The organism is Streptomyces sp. G5(2025), from assembly GCF_049542075.1.
GTDB lineage: Bacteria > Actinomycetota > Actinomycetes > Streptomycetales > Streptomycetaceae > Streptomyces.
In genome coordinates, this window is the sequence record NZ_JBMUZT010000002.1 from 1,982,883 (window position 1) to 2,000,028 (window position 17,146).

Annotated in this window: 13 protein-coding genes; 5 read left to right on the plus strand and 8 right to left on the minus strand. The window is 67.9% G+C overall.

Annotation, left to right across the window (positions count from 1 at the left end):
• Nucleotides 1-150: 150 nt before the first annotated feature.
• From rpsO to eccD, 3 genes are all read right to left on the minus strand, one after another.
• Nucleotides 151-438, minus strand: a complete 288-nt coding sequence (gene rpsO, locus ACOBQB_RS08905) for a 30S ribosomal protein S15 (protein ID WP_055568703.1) — start codon at nt 436-438, stop codon at nt 151-153.
• 667 nt (nt 439-1,105) lie between these two features.
• Nucleotides 1,106-1,807 (minus strand): PQQ-binding-like beta-propeller repeat protein, encoded by a 702-nt coding sequence (locus tag ACOBQB_RS08910; protein WP_423590171.1) that lies wholly within the window; start codon nt 1,805-1,807, stop codon nt 1,106-1,108.
• Between the two features lie 408 nt (nt 1,808-2,215).
• Nucleotides 2,216-3,727, minus strand: coding sequence for a type VII secretion integral membrane protein EccD (eccD, locus tag ACOBQB_RS08915; RefSeq protein ID WP_423590173.1), 1,512 nt, complete (start codon nt 3,725-3,727; stop codon nt 2,216-2,218).
• A 305-nt stretch (nt 3,728-4,032) separates the two neighbouring features.
• Between eccD and eccCa the strand changes: the two genes are divergently transcribed.
• The gene (gene eccCa / locus ACOBQB_RS08920; RefSeq protein ID WP_423590175.1) at nt 4,033-8,016 is read left to right on the plus strand and encodes a type VII secretion protein EccCa; all 3,984 of its coding nucleotides are present in this window, start codon (nt 4,033-4,035) and stop codon (nt 8,014-8,016) included.
• A gap of 123 nt (nt 8,017-8,139) precedes the next feature.
• Nucleotides 8,140-8,442 (plus strand): DUF397 domain-containing protein, encoded by a 303-nt coding sequence (locus ACOBQB_RS08925; protein ID WP_423590177.1) that lies wholly within the window; start codon nt 8,140-8,142, stop codon nt 8,440-8,442.
• Between the two features lie 110 nt (nt 8,443-8,552).
• Here ACOBQB_RS08925 and ACOBQB_RS08930 read toward each other — a convergent pair whose 3' ends face one another.
• From ACOBQB_RS08930 to ACOBQB_RS08945, 4 genes are all read right to left on the minus strand, one after another.
• Nucleotides 8,553-8,855 (minus strand): WXG100 family type VII secretion target, encoded by a 303-nt coding sequence (locus ACOBQB_RS08930; protein ID WP_205037636.1) that lies wholly within the window; start codon nt 8,853-8,855, stop codon nt 8,553-8,555.
• Nucleotides 8,856-8,902: 47 nt separating this feature from the next.
• On the minus strand, nt 8,903-9,241 hold the full coding sequence (locus tag ACOBQB_RS08935; RefSeq protein WP_205037637.1) for a WXG100 family type VII secretion target: 339 nt from the start codon (nt 9,239-9,241) through the stop codon (nt 8,903-8,905).
• A gap of 55 nt (nt 9,242-9,296) precedes the next feature.
• Nucleotides 9,297-10,598 (minus strand): S8 family serine peptidase, encoded by a 1,302-nt coding sequence (locus tag ACOBQB_RS08940; RefSeq protein WP_423590180.1) that lies wholly within the window; start codon nt 10,596-10,598, stop codon nt 9,297-9,299.
• A gap of 1,567 nt (nt 10,599-12,165) precedes the next feature.
• Nucleotides 12,166-12,567, minus strand: a complete 402-nt coding sequence (locus tag ACOBQB_RS08945) for a hypothetical protein (protein ID WP_423590182.1) — start codon at nt 12,565-12,567, stop codon at nt 12,166-12,168.
• 454 nt (nt 12,568-13,021) lie between these two features.
• On the opposite strand from ACOBQB_RS08945, the gene ACOBQB_RS08950 reads away from it, so the two are divergent.
• The 3 genes from ACOBQB_RS08950 to ACOBQB_RS08960 all read left to right on the plus strand — a co-directional run bounded on the left by ACOBQB_RS08950 (nt 13,022) and on the right by ACOBQB_RS08960 (nt 15,825).
• Nucleotides 13,022-13,465 carry a hypothetical protein gene (locus ACOBQB_RS08950; protein ID WP_423590183.1) on the plus strand — a complete coding sequence of 148 codons (444 nt, stop codon included), beginning with the start codon at nt 13,022-13,024 and terminating at the stop codon, nt 13,463-13,465.
• 9 nt (nt 13,466-13,474) lie between these two features.
• A complete protein-coding gene (locus ACOBQB_RS08955; protein WP_423590185.1) occupies nt 13,475-15,280 on the plus strand; it encodes an alpha/beta hydrolase in 1,806 nt (601 codons plus the stop codon).
• Between the two features lie 83 nt (nt 15,281-15,363).
• Nucleotides 15,364-15,825, plus strand: coding sequence for a hypothetical protein (locus tag ACOBQB_RS08960; RefSeq protein ID WP_423590187.1), 462 nt, complete (start codon nt 15,364-15,366; stop codon nt 15,823-15,825).
• A 45-nt stretch (nt 15,826-15,870) separates the two neighbouring features.
• Here the strand turns inward: ACOBQB_RS08960 and mycP are convergent, their stop codons facing one another.
• Nucleotides 15,871-17,133 (minus strand): type VII secretion-associated serine protease mycosin, encoded by a 1,263-nt coding sequence (gene mycP / locus ACOBQB_RS08965; RefSeq protein WP_423590189.1) that lies wholly within the window; start codon nt 17,131-17,133, stop codon nt 15,871-15,873.
• Nucleotides 17,134-17,146: the final 13 nt, after the last annotated feature.

Below are 17,146 nucleotides of genomic sequence, written 5' to 3' on the forward strand. Positions count from 1 at the left end.
GGTGCTGGTACCCGCGTATGGGTACCCACGCACCTGTGGGGTGCGCCTGTCGTCACCAGACTACAAAGCGTCGGTGACACCGCGCACGTACAGCAAAGGGAGCGGCCCCCTTCGAGTGCTTCGAGTGGGAACCGCTCCCTTCACGGCGTCTTACTTGGCGCCCGCCGCACCGCGGCGGATGCCGAGGCGCTCGACCAGGGCACGGAAGCGCTGGATGTCCTTCTTGGCCAGGTACTGGAGAAGGCGGCGACGCTGGCCGACCAGGATCAGCAGACCACGACGGGAGTGGTGGTCGTGCTTGTGCGTCTTGAGGTGCTCGGTCAGGTCCGAGATACGGCGAGAGAGCAGCGCGACCTGAACCTCGGGGGAACCGGTGTCGCCCTCCTTCTGGCCGAACTCGGTCATGATCTGCTTCTTCGTAGCGGCGTCGAGCGACACGCGTACTCCTCGTGATGTCTTCGTGTGCCTCCGAGTGCCCCTGGTCTACATCTCAGGGGAGCTTCCGGGACTCGGGAGGCGGGGATGGGCCGTCGGGCGCGGAGTCCGGCCATCGAGGGCCGGGAGCGCAGAAAGACGGTCGTTACACAGGGTACCAGTCGGCTTCTCCGGTCCCGACCGTGGCCCCTGCGGGGAGCCCACCGCCTGCCGCCGCTCTCGAATCCTCTCATCAGCGGCAGGCGGGGACCGTCGTCCTTCGCTCGTGCGACCCGGGTCGCGGCGAGGAAGATCCGGCCGCGCTCGTACACCACGTCTGGAGGTTCGAGGGCAGTCATCTCCGGCACGTCGGGCTGCCCGAAGAGCAACAGGATGGTCTCCTTGCCCGAGTCGGGGTCGAGGCTGACGGCCACGGAGGATGAGCTCGCGGCTTCCCGGTAGGCGATGATCCTCTCGCCGCTCATGCGCAGCGGGCACATCGGGCGGCCGGTCCTGGCGTCGAACCTGCGTACGGTCTTTCCCGTCGCCAGGTCGAAGGCGACGACTTCATTGGGCGTCTGTCCCCGTGGTGCCTCCGGGGTGAAGTGATGCCTCCGGGAAGAAGTCACGTGGCTGTGTCGCCATGAAGAGCTGTCGGCGCCCCACGACCACTCCCGTACAGCGCTCCGCCTCACCGCTGAAGACCTCGTCGCAGTCGTGTACGTAGCGGTCGTCCTCCAGACGGATCGTGCCCCGCTGCCTTCCCCCGGTCACTGAGGGTGATCAAGGTGGTGGACCGCACCTCGCCGGCCGCGACCGCGATGACGGGCGGTGACGAGGAAGCGAGGTGGACGCCCTTGATCCCGTCGGCGACCTTGTACGTCCACACGGGCCTGCCCGCGCGCGGGGCGACCTTCCGCACGCGGAACACGGGATCGGCGGAGTCGCCGCACTGGACCAGGGCGATCAGGCTCCGGCCTCCGGCGAACCCCATGTCCGTGCAGTTGGAGCTCGCCGTGTCGGCCCAGAGGCACTCGCCGCTGGTCATGTCGTACGCCACCGAGGCCTGCCCGGTGGTGGCGAGCACGGCTCCCCGGGTCATCGTCACGTTGACGCTCATCGCCGAGCCGCTCGGGCCGAGCAGCTTCTTGTCCCAGAGCTTTCTGCCGGTGTCGATGTCGAACACGGCGATCCGGTCGCAGGGCGCCACGAGTGCGGCCTCCTCCTTGCCGCCCTTCTCGGGGCGCTCTCCGGGGAAAGCGATGGCTGTCCTGCCGTCCACACTGACGTGGCGGGTCACCGCACAGACGGGGCCGGGGAACCTGAGCTGCCACCCCTCTTCGGAATCCTTGAGCCTGATGCCCTTGACGACATCGGCGATCCCCTTGGCCACGATTTTGTCGGTCGCCCGCAAGCCGGGCGCCGGGGCGATCCGCCGGGGCGATCTGGTCTTCCTTGAGCGACTCGACCACGTACTCGGCGGCGGTACCGCCCTCGGGGGTCTCGGGGGTCGTTTCGCCGTCTCCCTGATGGCGTCGGGCGCCCGGGGCGCCGATTGCGGCCGCTTGGCCGGTGCCGCCCCGTCGGCACTCGGCCCGCAGAGGACCCAGCCCGCCGAACACATGACCGCGATCAGCGCGAGAAGTACGCCGCCGACGAGCGAGGTCCGCCTCTTCCTGCCCTCGGCGGCCGTGAGCCGGGACTGCACTTGGCTCGCCGGCTGGTCGGCCGGTCAGCCCAGCCGGTCAGCTGGTCAGTCGGTCAGCTGGTCGGCCGGTCCGATGGTCCGATGGTCAGCCGGTCAGCTCGTCATCGCTCTGGCCTTGGCGTACACGTCGAAGACCGCGAGGGCCAGCGGCACCAACGTCAGCAGCACGAAGGCCTCGGCGATCTCCAGGAAGCGGCCCCAGAAGGGCGTCACGCCGGTGCGCGAAGTGATGAGTCCGAGAGCCGTGACCAGTGCCACCGCCACCGCGACGGCCGCAACGAGCCATACGGTGCGCAGGTCGAGCGCGGCCGAGTCGCCCGCCCGTGCGGCGCGCATGAGGCCCTGCGGAGGGTTGAGGCAAAGGCCGACGCCGAGCAGGACCAGGGAGGCCAGGCCGGCGCCCAAGGCGGAGCCGACCTGCGCGGTGTAGCGGAAGAGGTGGGCGCGCATCAGCATCGCGACGCCGGTGGCGAGGGCAAGGAGTTGCGCCCACACGTCATCGGAGAAGCCGAGGACGGCCGCCGAACCGATGGCCAGCAAGGCACAACCGCCGACCAGACCGACGAGCAGCTCGTGACCGCGGCGTGCCTGGGCGGCGATGCGCTCGGCGTCGACGGGTTCCTGCTGGGCGGGCTCCGCGCCGTACCCGCTCCGGCTGCCGTGCGGCGGCTCGAACCCGATGGGGAGGCGGGCGAACCGCATGGACAGTCCCGGCAGGAAGGCCAGGGTCCCCACGGCCGCCGGGGCGCACATGGCGGCTGCCTCGGCGGGAGACAGCCGCCACAGCGTCGCGAGGAACGTCGCGAGCAGGCCCGCGGCAGAGGCGAAGAGGCAGGCGACGAACGGACCGTCCCCACGCGGCGACACAAGAGTGAGGACAGTCGAAGCGACGAGCACGGCCGCGCAGGCGAGCAGAGCTTGCAGCCGGCCGATGCCGTGCCCCTCGGTCAGCGCCAGCAGCCCCGACCCGGCCACGGCGAGATTCGGCAGCGCACCGAGGCCGAGTGCCACCGACGCGGCGCGGTCGTCGTAGATCCGTGCCCGCACGGCGGAGAGGGTGAGCAGGAGGACACCCGCGACGGCGGCCAGGATCCCGGGGAGGCCGTGCATGTCGTGACCAGGGGCGGCCGTCCAGGCCACGAAGGCGAGGAGGACCGACAGCGCCGTGGTGCCGGTCAGGCCGGCGGCGCGCGTCAGATCTCCGTTCCACAGCATGCGGTCGCGGGTCACCGCGGACGCGACCGCTTCGGACACGTCGTCGAACACGGCCGGCGGAAGCGACTCCGAGAAGGGGCGCAGGGTGAGCAGTTCGCCCTCAAGGATGCGCTGCGCGGCGAAGGAGCGGCCGCTGTCCAGGACGAGGCCGTCACGGCGTACGAGGTGGTAGCCGACCGGTGCGCCCTCGGCCGGGCTCTGCCGGGACAGTCGCAGGATCTCCGGGTAGAGGTCGGCCACGGGAATGTCGTCGGGCAAGGACACGTCGATCCGGCTGTCGGGCGCGACGATGGTGACCCGGCAGAACCCGAATCCCGCGTTGGTTCCCGACGTTGCGCCACGGCTGGGCTGTACTGCTCCGCTGGCCGTCGCGGAGGCCGTCATGCTCACCTGCTGCTCCCCCTCAATCGCTGGCGCCGGTCCGACTGTGCCGCATGACCGACCGCGTCACGAAGCGTATGAGCGCACCTGGCCGGATCTTGATCCTGCGCGTGGCCGTACAGCGTGAAGTCACGGGCGCCTTCGGTCTGTTGCCCACGCCGCCCCGCGGCATGATTCCCATACGTTCACACGCGCACCGGCACCCTATCGCCCGCTCGTCCGCGTGCATGTCAGTAGGATCACCCGACGGTCACCGTTCGCCCGACACGGGGCGGCGGACGGAACACCGCGGTCGGCAAGGGATTTGGTGCCCAGTGAGCCACATCGTCGTCAAGCGCCCACCTCGGGCTCTGCCCTCGGCAGTGCCCGGCGAAGAAGTGGTGTTGCAACCTCCGCCCGAGCTTCCACGGGACCAGCAGGAGGGCGCGATGATGCAGTTGCTGCCCATGCTCGGCATGGGTGGCTCCGTGGTCTTCTTCTTCATGCCCAATGCGCATCCGTTCATGAAGATCATGGGCATGGTCATGGTCGCCTCGACGGTGGCCATGTCGGTCGCCATGCTCATCCGCTACCGCCGTGGCAGCCAGGGGCAACTGGCCGACCTGCGGCGCGACTACTTGCGGTACCTACAGCAGACGCGGCGCGCGGCACAGGACACCGCGAAGGCCCAGCGCGACGCGCAGTACTACCTCCACCCCTCCCCCGAGCAGCTGTGGGCGCTGGTCGCCGAGGGCAGCCGGGTCTGGGAACGCCGCGTCGGCGACGAGGACTTCGGGCAGGTGCGCGTCGGTCTCGGCCCGCAGGAACTCGCCACTCCCCTCGTCCCGCCGCAGACCGCTCCGGTGGACGAGCTGGAGCCGCTCACCGCGGGCGCGATGCAGCGCTTCCTCGCCGCGCACAGCACGCTCGAAGACCTCCCGATGGCCGTCTCGCTGCGCGCCTTCTACCACGTGACGATCAGTGGGGATCCCGAGACGGCACGCGGCACGGCCCGTGCGCTCACCGCGTCCCTCGCCTCGCTGCACTCCCCTCAGGACCTGGTCATCGCCGTCGGTGCGGGCCGGTCCGCGGCGCCCGCCTGGGAGTGGGCCAAGTGGCTGCCCCACAGTCAGGTGCCGGGTGCCGCGGACGGGGCCGGCAGCCGCCGTCTCATCACCGGTGATCCGGCGGGGCTGGAGAGCATGCTCGCCGCCCGGCTCCAGGGGCGGCCGCGCTTCCATCCGGAGGGCGGTCCGCTGCCGGAGGAGCCGCACATCGTCGTCATGCTCGACGGTCTGTCGCTGCCTCCGCTGTCGGCCCTGGCCTCGCCCGAGGGGGTTCAGGGGGTGACGGTGGTGGAAGTGGTCCCGGGAGAACTGACCGAGGGGCGCGGAGGGCTGTCGCTCGCGGTACGTCCGGGGTCGATGCGGATCGAGTCGGGCCACGGCCTGGTGTACGAGGGAACGCCCGACGTCCTGTCCTACGAAGGGGCCGAGGCGCTGGCCCGCCAGCTCGCTCCGCTGCGCGTCCCCTCCGGCGGCGACGAGGCCGAACCCCTACTGGCCAACCTGGAATTCACGGAGCTCCTGAACCTGGGCGACGCCGACTCGGTGGACACCAGCAGGACATGGCGCCCGCGGACCCAGGCGGAGCGGCTGCGCGTCCCGATCGGCGTCGGCGAGGACGGCCGTCCCGTGATGCTCGACCTCAAAGAGGCCGCGCAGGAGGGCATGGGGCCGCACGGCCTGTGCGTCGGCGCCACCGGCTCCGGGAAGTCGGAGCTACTGCGCACCCTGGTCCTTGGCCTCGCCGTGACGCACTCCTCCGAGACCCTGAACTTCGTACTCGCCGACTTCAAGGGTGGCGCCACCTTCGCCGGCATGGCGCAGATGCCGCACGTCGCCGCGGTCATCACCAACCTGGCGGACGATCTGACGCTGGTCGACCGCATGGGCGACTCCATCCGCGGTGAGCTCAACCGACGTCAGGAACTGCTGCGGGACGCGGGCAACTACGCGAACATCCACGACTACGAGAAGGCGCGGGTGGCGGGCGCCCCGCTCCAGTCCATCCCCTCCCTGGTCCTGGTGATCGACGAGTTCAGCGAACTGCTCACCGCCAAGCCGGATTTCATCGACATGTTCGTGCAGATCGGCCGCATCGGCCGCTCCCTCGGCGTGCATCTGCTGCTCGCCTCGCAACGCTTGGAGGAGGGGCGGCTGCGAGGGCTGGAGACGTATCTCTCGTACCGCGTCGGGCTGCGCACCTTCTCCGCCGCCGAGTCGCGCGCCGCGCTCGGCGTGCCGGACGCCTACCACCTGCCGAACGTTCCCGGCTCCGGCTACCTCAAGTTCGGCACGGACGAGATGGTGCGGTTCAAGGCGGCGTACGTCTCAGGCGTCTACCGCTCCGGATCGGAGACGGCCGCGGCCCTCGGCGGACCGCGTCCTGTGGACCGCCGCCCGGTGCTGTTCACGGCGGCCGAGGTGCCGGTGCGGTACGGCGCCGCGCCGATGCCCGCCCCGCGTCCCGCGACCGGTCCCGGCGCTCCCGACACGGATGACGCGCTCGCCGACACCGTGCTCGACGTCATCGTCCGCCGCCTGGAGGCACAGGGCCCAGCCGCCCACCAGGTGTGGCTGCCGCCGCTGGAGAGCCCGCCACCGTTGGACGCGCTTCTCCCGGGACTCACCGCCGTCGAGGGACGCGGACTCACCCAGCCCGGCTACGCGGGAGCGGGGCGCCTCGTCGTACCGCTGGGCCTGGTCGACAAGCCGTACGAGCAGCGTCGCGAACCCCTGTGGTGCGACTTCTCCGGCGCGGCGGGCCACATGCAGATCGTCGGCGGCCCCCAGTCCGGCAAGTCGACCCTCCTGCGCTCGCTGACGGCGGCGTTCGCCCTCACCCACACACCGCACGAAGTGCAGCTCTACGGACTCGACTTCGGCGGCGGAGGCATGGCGTCCGTCTCCGGACTCCCCCACGTCGGCGGGGTCGCCTCGCGTCTCGACCCCGAGCGGGTGCGGCGCACGCTCGCCGAGGTGTACGGCGTGCTGACCCGCCGCGAGGAGTACTTCCGTACGGCGGGCATCGCGTCGATCGCCGACTTCCGGACCCGCCGGGCGCGCGGCGAGATCTCGGTGACGGACCAGCCGTGGGGCGACGTCTTCCTGATCATCGACGGCTGGGGCAACTTCCGTTCCGAGTACGAAGGTTTGGAGCCCGCCGTGCTCGACATCGCCGCCCGCGGCCTCGGCTACGGCGTCCACCTGATCCTCACCGCGTCACGCTCCATGGAGGTCCGCGCCAACCTCAAGGACCACTTGATGAACCGCCTCGAACTGCGGCTCGGCGACACCATGGACTCCGAGTTCGACCGCAAGGTCGCGGCGAACGTCCCCGCCGGTGTCCCCGGCCGAGGCCAGACACCGCAGAAGCAGCACTTCATGGCGGCCGTGCCCCGCATCGACGGGCTCTCCTCCGACACGGACCTCGCCGACGCGACGGCCGCGCTCGCCGCCGAGGTCTCCCGCCACTGGACGGAGCCCGGCGCACCAGCGGTCCGGCTGCTTCCACGCGAACTCCCGGCCGAACAACTGCCCCCGGGCAACGTCTTCCCCGACCGGGGTGTCTCCTTCGCCCTCGACGAGAACAACCTCGAACCGGTCTTCGTGGACTTCGAGCAGGACCCGTTCTTCCTTGTCTTCGGAGAGAGCGAGTCGGGCAAGTCGAACCTGCTCAGGCTGCTCATCACACGGCTGACGGAGCGCTACAGCGGTGACGTCTGCAAGCTCTTCGTGGTCGACAACCGCCGCACCCTCCTCGATGCCGCCCCGGCCTCCCACCTGGCCGAGTACATCCCCATGTCCAACGCCATGGACCACCACATGGCCGCGCTGGCCGACCTGATCCAGCGGCGTACCCCCACGGCGGATGTCACCGCGCGACAGCTCCGCGAGCGCAGTTGGTGGCGGGGCCCGACGGTGTACGTGATCGTCGACGACTACGACCTGGTGTCCACGTCCAGCGGAAACCCGCTGGGGGCCCTCACCGAGCTGCTCCCCTTCGCCCGGGACGTGGGCGTCCGGTTCATCATCGCCCGCTCGACGGCGGGCGCGGGGCGTGCGGCGTACGAGCCCTTCATGCAGCGGATGAAGGAGCTGGGCGCGCAGGGGGTGGTCCTGGCCGGCGACCCGGACGAGGGCGACATCCTGGGCGGCGTACGACCGCGGCCGATGCCGACCGGGCGGGGAATCTTCGTGTCGCGTCGGCGGGGCAAACCGATGGTGCAGACGGGGTTGGTGGCCGGGGAGTACTGATCGCCGTCGCCCGGGCCGAACCGGTGGCCGACGCGGGCCTTGCCAACCTCTGAACAGCGACGGAGTACCCCAAGTAGGGTGAGTGCCCAGCACTTTCGTACGTTGTGAAGGGACCCTTCCGCCATGACCGACGCACCCGACACCGAGGCGCAGACCAAGGCCCGCAAGGAACGCGAGAAGGAGGAGCTCTACGCCCTCGACATCTCCGGCGTCGAGTGGCGCAGCGCTCCCGGCACCGAGCAGCACGAGGAGCGGGTCGAGATCGCGGACCTGCCCGGGGGCGCGGTGGCGATGCGGTCGTCCCTGGAGCCGGAGACGGTACTGCGGTACACCGAGGCGGAGTGGCAAGCGTTCGTGCTGGGGGCGCGGGACGGGGAGTTCGACCTGGAGCCTTCTTCGCGGAACGGCGGACTCCCCGCGGAGTGAAGTGAGGCACAGCGCCCCCTCAGGCGACATGAAGGGGTGGACGCCTCCCGCGCGCGTCCACCCCTGCAACACGTCCTACGACTGCCTTCTCGTCCCGCGGTCGCGCGGGCTCACTGGAAGTAGCTGGCACCCTTGAGGTCGCCGCCGCGGTAATCGCCGCCGGCCTGGCCGACCTTCTGGCCGATCTCCACAAGGGCCCGGTGGATGGCCTCGGCGTGCCTGTCCCATTCCTTCTGCTTGACGGTGTACGCCGTGTGGGCCTCGCCCTCCCAGCCCTCGGCCACCTTGGCCACGGCGCGCTTGATGTCGGCGAGGTCGGCTTCGAGCTGCTTGGCCTGGATGCCGAGTTCGGTGGTGATGGCGTCGAGGCCGCCGTACTTGACGGCGAGCTCGTCGAGGTGAACGTTTGCCATGCTTGCCCCGTTTCCTGGTGGTTGGTTCCTGCTCGGTACTCCGGCGCTCAGTAGCTGCTGATGGCCGAGTGCTTGCCGCCGTACTGGACGTCGATGCTGTTCATCGTCGACTGGACCTGATCCTCAAGGCCGTCCACGAGCTTCTCGTTGCCGCTGATGCCTTCGAGGAAGTCCACCAGGATGTTGCCGATCGCCCGCATGTGCTCGTTGATCTCGGTCTGCTTCTTGTCGAAGGCGTGCGCTCCGATGCCGCGCCAGTTGCCCTCCATCGTGTCGAGGGTGCCCTGGAGGCGCTTGAGCTGCTTCTGCACGGAGTCGTACTTGCCGACGATCTCCTTCTTCAGAAGCGCCACTTGCTGGTTGTTCAACTTCTGGCCGTCAGACACGGCGGGCTCCCTTCACGAGCGTCCGTTGGAATGGATCGGGTGGTTCTGGCCGAGTTCAGGCCCGGCGTCGAGCTCGCACCGCCGCGAAGGCACCGCCGCCGATCACGGCGACCGCGGCGGCACCGCCGAGTGCCAGCCACAGCCGGCCGTTGCCATCGTCGTCGGAGGACTTCACCGCCGCGGCTCGTTCTTCGTCCGAAGCGCGCTTCCGCGAGGGCTGCGAAGACACGGCGGGAGCGGAGGCCGAGGCGGAAGGGACGGCACCGTCGGCGGCGGGCCCGGCAACCGGTGTCTTCTCGTTCGTGATCGGATCGACGTCCGCGGGGCCGGGCTTGCCCTCACCCTTCACGACATTGCGGGCCGGCCGGATCAGCCCGTAGCCGAGATAATCACTGGGCTCGTCCTTGGGCCAGTCGCGTCCCGCGGTGTCGATGAGGACGCGGAGGACTTGATTGGCGGTCCATTCGGGGTGCTTGGACCAGACGAGCGCGGCGGAGGCGGAGGCGATGGCGGTGGCGGAGCTGGTGCCGCCGCCGCCTTCATCGCAGTAGGAGCGGAAGGTGGCGTCGCACCAGTGGGGGATGTCGAGGCCGGGGGCGGCGAGATCCACGTACTCCCCGAACTCTGAATACTTGGCGACCTTGCCGGACCTGTCGGCCGCGGAGACTCCGGTGACCCCGGGATACGCCGCGGGATAGTCGATGAAGTTCTTCTTCTCTGCTTCATTTCCTGCGCTAGCGAACATCAGCTTGCCCTTCGAAGCGGCGTACTTCACTGCCGCCTTGTCCTCCGGGTACATGAAGTCACCGCCGAAGGACATGCTTATGATCTGAGCGTCACTGTCAGCAGCAGCTCGAATCGCCTCGGCAGAGTCACTTTCCTTCTTCGGGAACCGCTTCCCCAAACTGGTGCGGAAGGAGATGACCTCGGCTCCGGGTGCCAACCCCCTGAGTCCGCCACCTCGGCCAGACCCCACGATGAGTTCCGCCATGGTGGTCCCGTGGCTGTCGTAGTCGTCCAGTGCCCCACCAGGCATACCCGTCACATCCTTGCCGGGCTGAACATGGCCTTTGAGAGACGACGTCTCCGAGACCCCGGTGTCGACAACCGCGACTTTGACCCCCTTTCCAGTGCTGACCCTCCACAGCTCATCCGCGCTCATCGCGTCCAAGTACCACTGCTTCGGCTGAACGCCGTCGGCGACCGCGCTGGGAGCCGGTCCAAGGGACAGGAGCACCAACACGCCAACCATCGAGCCTACCGAGGCGTACCGCCTCCACGCATGGTCGGCAGGTGGCGCATCCCACCTGCCTTGTCGGTCGAACCCAGACTCCATGCCCTGCACGTCCTCGCTCACGATTAGTCGATCGCTGGTGGTACATGACGCCGACCACCAGACAGATGTGTCTCTTCGTCCTCGACTGCGTAGTCGAGCCGCTGTGACTCCGCGTGCTCTTCCCGGCCGGGGCCGCGCACCAAGCCGGCACCGCCGGGGGAGAAACCGCTCCTGCGGCCGCCTGCACCAGAGGTCCGGTCACTGGGAGTTCCGACCACTCCACTGGAGCTGCCGCTGGAACGGTGTGCCTTCTGCCCTCTGTTTCCAGCGCCCTGGCTCCCAGCCCCAATAGCCCCGCGCTGCTCCACGCTCCCGCCAGTGGAACGCAATCTGCCTGAGTTCTCTGCACCGACAACGGGCCCTCGAGGCAGTCGGGGACCACCGGGACCGGACAGCTGATTTGTAGTGGGACGTCCTCCCACTACGCCTTGGGTACGCTCTGCGCCCGTGGCATTCGGGAAACCAGGGCGCGGGCCCGTCACACCGAAGGGCCGCGGAGTGCCACCGGTGACGCTGCGACCTGCCGCCGGCTGGCCGGGTGTCATCGTATTGCTGGGGCGCCCCTGCGCGATTGGGTTGGTCCGCCCGACCGGTCCCGTAGGACCACGCCCAGAGCCTTCACGCACGCCCCCGGGTCCACTCGTGCCCGTCCGCCCCTGCATCGGCAACGGAGGCTTTCCGCTGCCCGCAGGACCCGACGTACGTGCGGTCGGGCCAGGAATCGACGGTCTGATGCGACGATCTCCAAGCGCAGGAACCGGGCCTCCATCAGGGGCCGTTGGGCCGGGGGCCGGAGGCTGCGCACCAGGACCCGGAGTCGCGGTCGGCGGAGGCAGGGTACGGACACTGTCGATCTCCGTCCCAACAGGACGCTCTGGAAAGCCGGTCCCACCATTCACTTCACTGCCAGAGGGCTGAGAATGACCGGTTGTTCCTGGGGCATTCGGGATGTCGCCGCTTGCCGCGTCGAGAGGCCGGCTTGGCTGCGCGCTGCCGGAGACCACACCACCGGTCGTCGCTTCCCGGGCTTCACCAGGAGATACGCGGGGCATCACGCTCGGTCGTGGAACTCCCACCTTGGGCATCGCCGAAAACGTGGGCGGTTCCTGCCTCGCCATCCCGTCCTGGGACACCGCGTAGAACGACGCCAGCCGATTCATCTGATTGATCGCTTCTTGACGATGCTTCTCCGCTTTGACAGCCGCGCCGTACTCCTCGTTCCCTTCCACCCTCTTGGGTGCGGGGATGTCGTCCACGGACTTGGGATCGGCGCGATTGTCGCGCGGCGGCATGGAGCCTCGTACGGAGGCCAGTCCGGCGCCCGCTGAGGCGATGTGGGTGCCTGCGGCGTCAGCGAAGTCGGACAACTTATGCGTGTCCTTCACGAGGTTCTTGCCCCACTTGCGAAACGCCTGCCCCGCCTCGCCCTCCCAGTCGACCCGGTCGATGTGCTCGCCAAGTTCTTTCGCGGCAGCCGCAATCGCATTGCGCGCTCTCTGAAGCGCCTCGCCCGCGCTCTCCAAGTCCGCAGGTTGGGCCTGCTCGACCAAGTCGATCATGTCGTTGAGAGTGTGTCCTTCGAAGCCCACTACGACCACCCGGCGCCGGACTTGTTGCTGCCGTGGCCGCCTCGCTCATCGGACTCGCCGCTACGCTCACGCTCGGCTGGCACCTGTTCGCGGTCGATCTTGGTCTGGATAGCCCAGAAGCGTTGACGCAGATCGTCTTCGAGGTTGTCGAAGCCCACGTCCGCGCCGTGCACGGCGATCCCCATGGCTTCGATCTGGTGACCAAGCATCTTCGAGAGCGATGTCAGTCGTTCGTGGACCTGGTCATACTCTGCGTACAGGCCGTCAGCCTCCGGGAAGGAACTGCCTCCACCGCTGAAGGCGGCACGGGAGATCTTCTGGCTCCCCACCTTGCCCGGGCCCGCTGCCGAACCCTCGAACTCCGCGAGCAGCGTGTTGACGCGGCGACGGAAGGTCTTCAACGCCTCTAACCCACGCTTGAGATCCTTGCCTGACGGGGGTGATGTCCCCCCGTGTCCATCCGTAGGAAGCACGATGCTTTCCCTCCCCCGTTACCGGCCTGCCTGGCGCCCTCATGGGCGCGGTGGCCCGGTAGTCACTAATCGCGCACGCGTCACTCTAGTCACCGGTTACGCGGCGGCCAACTCACGGGTGACTGACGAGGATTGACCTCCGGCCACGCACGCTGAGCCGCCCCCCTTCGCGAAGCCCGACCGTGAGCGCAACTCACTGTCGTTTTCGACGCGGGCACGCCTGCTACACCTGGCACCATGTCACCCGTGTTCACTTGCGTCGACAGGCGCACTACTCGACCTGAGTGAGTACCCGTACTCAGGTACGCGGCCACCAACTGCCGCTAACCTCGCCCGGGTTCAGGCGCCTACGCGCGCTGCGCCCGGAGGAAGGACGACCCGCATGGCTTGGGAAGAGTGGGAGCAGCTCAAGGCCACGGCAGCCGCACGGCACACGTCAGAGATGCAACTCAACCAGGCAGAGCCCTCGTCCGAGGGAGATCTCGGCACTCTGGTGTCCAACAGGGCCGCTTGGTCCAAGGCCGGCCACGATGTCGGTCTGCTCCGTGAGAGCGTCAGCAAGGCGCTTGGGGCTCTCTCCGATGGCCAAAAGGGCTTTGGTGCGAACACCGGCTGCCGGACTGCCAGCGCTCAAAAGGACATTCATGACTCCTGGGAGCGCTACGTCAAGAAGGTGAGCCGGCGGTGTGGAAACCTCGCGGGTCTACTGGAGAAGGTCGGCAACGATCAGCTCAAGACCGACGAAGCAGTCATGGTCGAAATCGGCAATATGAAGGTGCAATACAGCGACACTCCCACAATCGGTGGACACAGCAAGGGGCGGTAACCGGAAGTCATGGATCTCGCGACACTCAAGGCTCTCGAACCGACCGAGTTTGTGGAGGCTGCCAACGGGTATCGCCGCACTGCCGGCATGGCGAGTGCGGCCAACGACCGGGTAATGAGGCAGATCACAGCGGCGATGCGGAAGTCTTTGAAGGGAAAGGCTGCCACGGCTGCCATCCAGCAGCTGACCGAGTTGGGGGAGAATTTTCACTACATTCAGGTTGAATGTGGGCTCGTCAGTTCTGCCCTTGACGCCTTCGCGTACGAGGTCGAAGCAGCCAAGAAGAAGCTTGACGCGGCCTTGGCGGATGCCCGGTCCGCGAAACTCACCGTGCACCCCGACGGCTCGGTCACCTATCCGCCGGGCGGGGAAAAGGGCAAGGATGGCAAGGCCCCGGAGGGCGGCACAGTCACCGGCCTGACGGATGACACAGCTTCCGCCATCGGTCGTCAGGCTGGCAATTTCGACCCCAACCCCAACTTCCGCCTCGCCCAAGACTGCGCGGACGCGATCGCCGCGGCTCTCAAGGAGGCAACCGAGGCCGACGCGAAGTGGGCTCCTAAGCTGCGGGCACTGAAGGCCGACGACGACCTGGCCGTGAGCGACCGGGACTGGGCCGACGCCTCGTCGGACAACAAGGGTGTAAACGCGGCGGGAAGGGAATACCTGGCCTCGATGCCGCAGCCACCCAAGGAGGGGGATCCGAGGGCCAATTCGGAGTGGTGGAAAAGCCTCGGACCGGAAGAAAAGGCGGCATGGATCGCTATGCGGCCGAAGTCTGTGGGCGAGCTCGACGGACTGCCCGTCACAGTCCGGGACGAGGCGAACCGTATGGTACTCGCCGAGGCCCGTGGTGTGGCGCAGGGAGAGTACGAAACGTGGCTGAAGAAGCATCCGGAGCCCCCGCGGACCATGGACTACGTCGACCAGGTGACCGGAGTCCTCACGAAAGGCGTCCTCAACCCCAAGTGGTCGGAATGGGAGGCGGCGCGGAAGGACGCCCACAAAACTATCGACGGCATGGACGCGATCCAGGAGCGCTTCGACGCCTCTGGCACTAAGAGAATGCCTCCGGCGTACTTGCTCGGGTTCAGCGCCGAGGGGGACGGCCGCGCAATCGTGGCCAACGGGAACCCCGACACCGCCGACCACCAGTCGGTCTACGTGCCGGGTACGACAGCGTCACTCGGAAACATCGAGGGGGACATCAATCGCTCGGTCAACATTTGGAACGCGGCCGACGCAATAGCCGGTGGGAAATCCGTTTCCACCATCACCTGGCTCGGCTATGACGCACCTGACAGCGTCCCCAAGGACGCACCATTCGAACACTATGCGTACGATGGCGCACCCGCGCTCAACCAGTTCATGGAAGGCCTTGAGACGTCACATACGGGCGATTCGGAACCGCATCGGACCGTGATCTCCCATTCATATGGAACGACCCTTGTCGGTGCGGCGGCCGAGACAGGTCGCCTCAATGCCGACGATGTCGTCTTTGCCGGCAGCCCCGGCGTCAAGGTGTCGGGCGCCGAAGAGATGGATGTCTCCAAGGGGCATGTGTGGAACGCGGAAGCCGAGGGCGATGTGGTTCCGGACCTCGGCCGCTTCCGACACGGCGGGGACCGGTTCATCATCCCCAGCGACCCGGACTTCGGCGCCAACCAAATGGTCACGGAGACCGAGGGACACAGCGGTTACTGGGACGAAGGGTCTAAGAGTCTACTTAATCAGGCGCGGGTGGTAGCAGGCATGGACGGAGAGGTGGAACTGATGCCAACAACTCCGCCTGAAGAACTGATGCGCGCAAAGTAGGAGTCACTACAGAAATGAAAAATAGGATGCGCATCTCCATGCTCGCCCTACCCGTTGCACTCACGTTCCTGACTGGATGTGGCATGACTGACAAGGAAAGCGGGGGCGCCCCGTCTGCGGGCACGAGCACCTCACGCGACGCTGTCGACAGGATGAAGCGGCTTTCCAGTGAAGTATACGAACTTATCCACGTGAAAGGAAAAGCATCGGAGAATCACCCGGGAGTCACAGAATGCGCGGGAAAGAACGCGAAGACCTACTTCAGCATTCTCCACCCGTGGAGCTTCACTCCCGCCTCCGCGGATGATCTCGATGAAGCAATGGCAGGACTCAAGAGGGAACTGCCGAACCATGGGTGGGAGATCGTCGAGTACGGACCGAACACCAGCAAGAACAAGAGTCTCACCCTGGTCGCCGACAACAACCAGGAAAAGGCGAGCATCAGGATCATCAAAATGTCAGAAAGTGACCATCCGATGCTGAGCCTGAACCTTGTGTCGGGGTGCTACAAAGTCCCGGACGGCGAAGAGGTCGACAATTTCTGAGGGCGTTCGGTCCAACGTCGATTGTTCGCCACGGACCCGGTCTCTTTACCGAGTCCGTCGCCGCCTGGCATCCCGCACCGCCACGCCCACCCCACCCAGCCCCGCCACCACAACGACGGCGCTCACGGCAACATATGTAGCGATACGCGCCGTTCGTTGCTCCGGTGTCTCACCCAGGCGCAGGTCCGCGGGAGTGGGGGCCTTCGCCTTGCGTACTCCCTCTTGAGCCATGGGGCGTTCGATCGGGTGGTCGTCCTCCGTCAAGGCGCGGGTCGGGTCCGCCACGCCCCAGCCGACCAGGCGGTCGTGGCCGGACACCGAGCGTTCCGCTGTTTGTTGGATCTGGGCCGTGATCTGGCGCGGGGTCCAGGTGGGGTGTTTGGACTTGATGAGGGCCGCGAGGCCGGCGACGTACGGGGCCGCGAAACTGGTGCCGCTGTCGGCGCAGTGGCCGCCCAGGGGGACCGTCGAGATCATGTCGACGCCCGGGGCCGCCACGTCGATGAAGCCGCCGGACTGGGAGAAGGCGGCTCGTTCGTTGTTGCGGTCGGAGGCAGCCACCGCGAGGACGCCCTCGTAGGAGGCGGGGTAGGTCTTCTTGACGTTGCCGCCGAGGCCGTCATTGCCCGCCGACGCCACGATCAACCGCTGCTGCCCCAGCGCCCTGTCCACCGCCCGTTTGAGTTCCGGCGAGGGCTCGGCCGCGTTTGCCGTGTCCTGGGAGATGTTGATGACGTCCGCGCCGGCGTCGACCGCGTAGTCGATGGCTTTCGCGAGGGTCTCCGCGGTGCCGTGGCCCTCCGCGTCGTTCTGCTTGATCGGGATGATCGTCGCCTCGGGGGCGAGGCCCACGAAGCCGGTGCCCTTGGCGGGGCGCGCCGCGATGATGCCCGCCACGCGCGTGCCGTGACCGACCGTGTCCGTCGTGCCGTCGGTCTTGCCGCGGTCGATCTTCTTGCCCTTCTCGTCCTTGGCGGGAAGGTAGTTGCGGCCGCGTGCCGCGTCCACGGCGGGCTTCAGTTGGGGATTCCTGGTGTCCACGCCTGTGTCGATCACCGCGACACGTACGCCTTTGCCTCTGGACTGGCGCCACAGCTCGTCCAGGAGCACGCGTTGCAGGGACCAGGGGCGGCCCTCGTACTTCTTGGACGGGAACGTGCACTGCCCGGACGGCGACGGGTCGGCGTGGGCGGGCATCGGCGTAACCAGTCCGAGAGCAAGGGCCGCCGCGGCCGTCCCCGCGGCCTTTCTCGCCGCCTCTCTCGTGCGGCGTGCACGCACGACGGGCGTGAGGGATGCGTACGTCATCTCAGCGCTCCCT

Coding starts and splice junctions, on each gene's coding strand:
- ACOBQB_RS08930 (WP_205037636.1), bottom strand. CDS start 8,855: ATGGCAAACGTTCACCTCGACGAGCTCGCCGTCAAGTACGGCGGCCTC.
- ACOBQB_RS08950 (WP_423590183.1), top strand. CDS start 13,022: ATGGCTTGGGAAGAGTGGGAGCAGCTCAAGGCCACGGCAGCCGCACGG.
- mycP (WP_423590189.1), bottom strand. CDS start 17,133: ATGACGTACGCATCCCTCACGCCCGTCGTGCGTGCACGCCGCACGAGA.
- ACOBQB_RS08925 (WP_423590177.1), top strand. CDS start 8,140: ATGACCGACGCACCCGACACCGAGGCGCAGACCAAGGCCCGCAAGGAA.
- ACOBQB_RS08960 (WP_423590187.1), top strand. CDS start 15,364: ATGACTGACAAGGAAAGCGGGGGCGCCCCGTCTGCGGGCACGAGCACC.
- ACOBQB_RS08955 (WP_423590185.1), top strand. CDS start 13,475: ATGGATCTCGCGACACTCAAGGCTCTCGAACCGACCGAGTTTGTGGAG.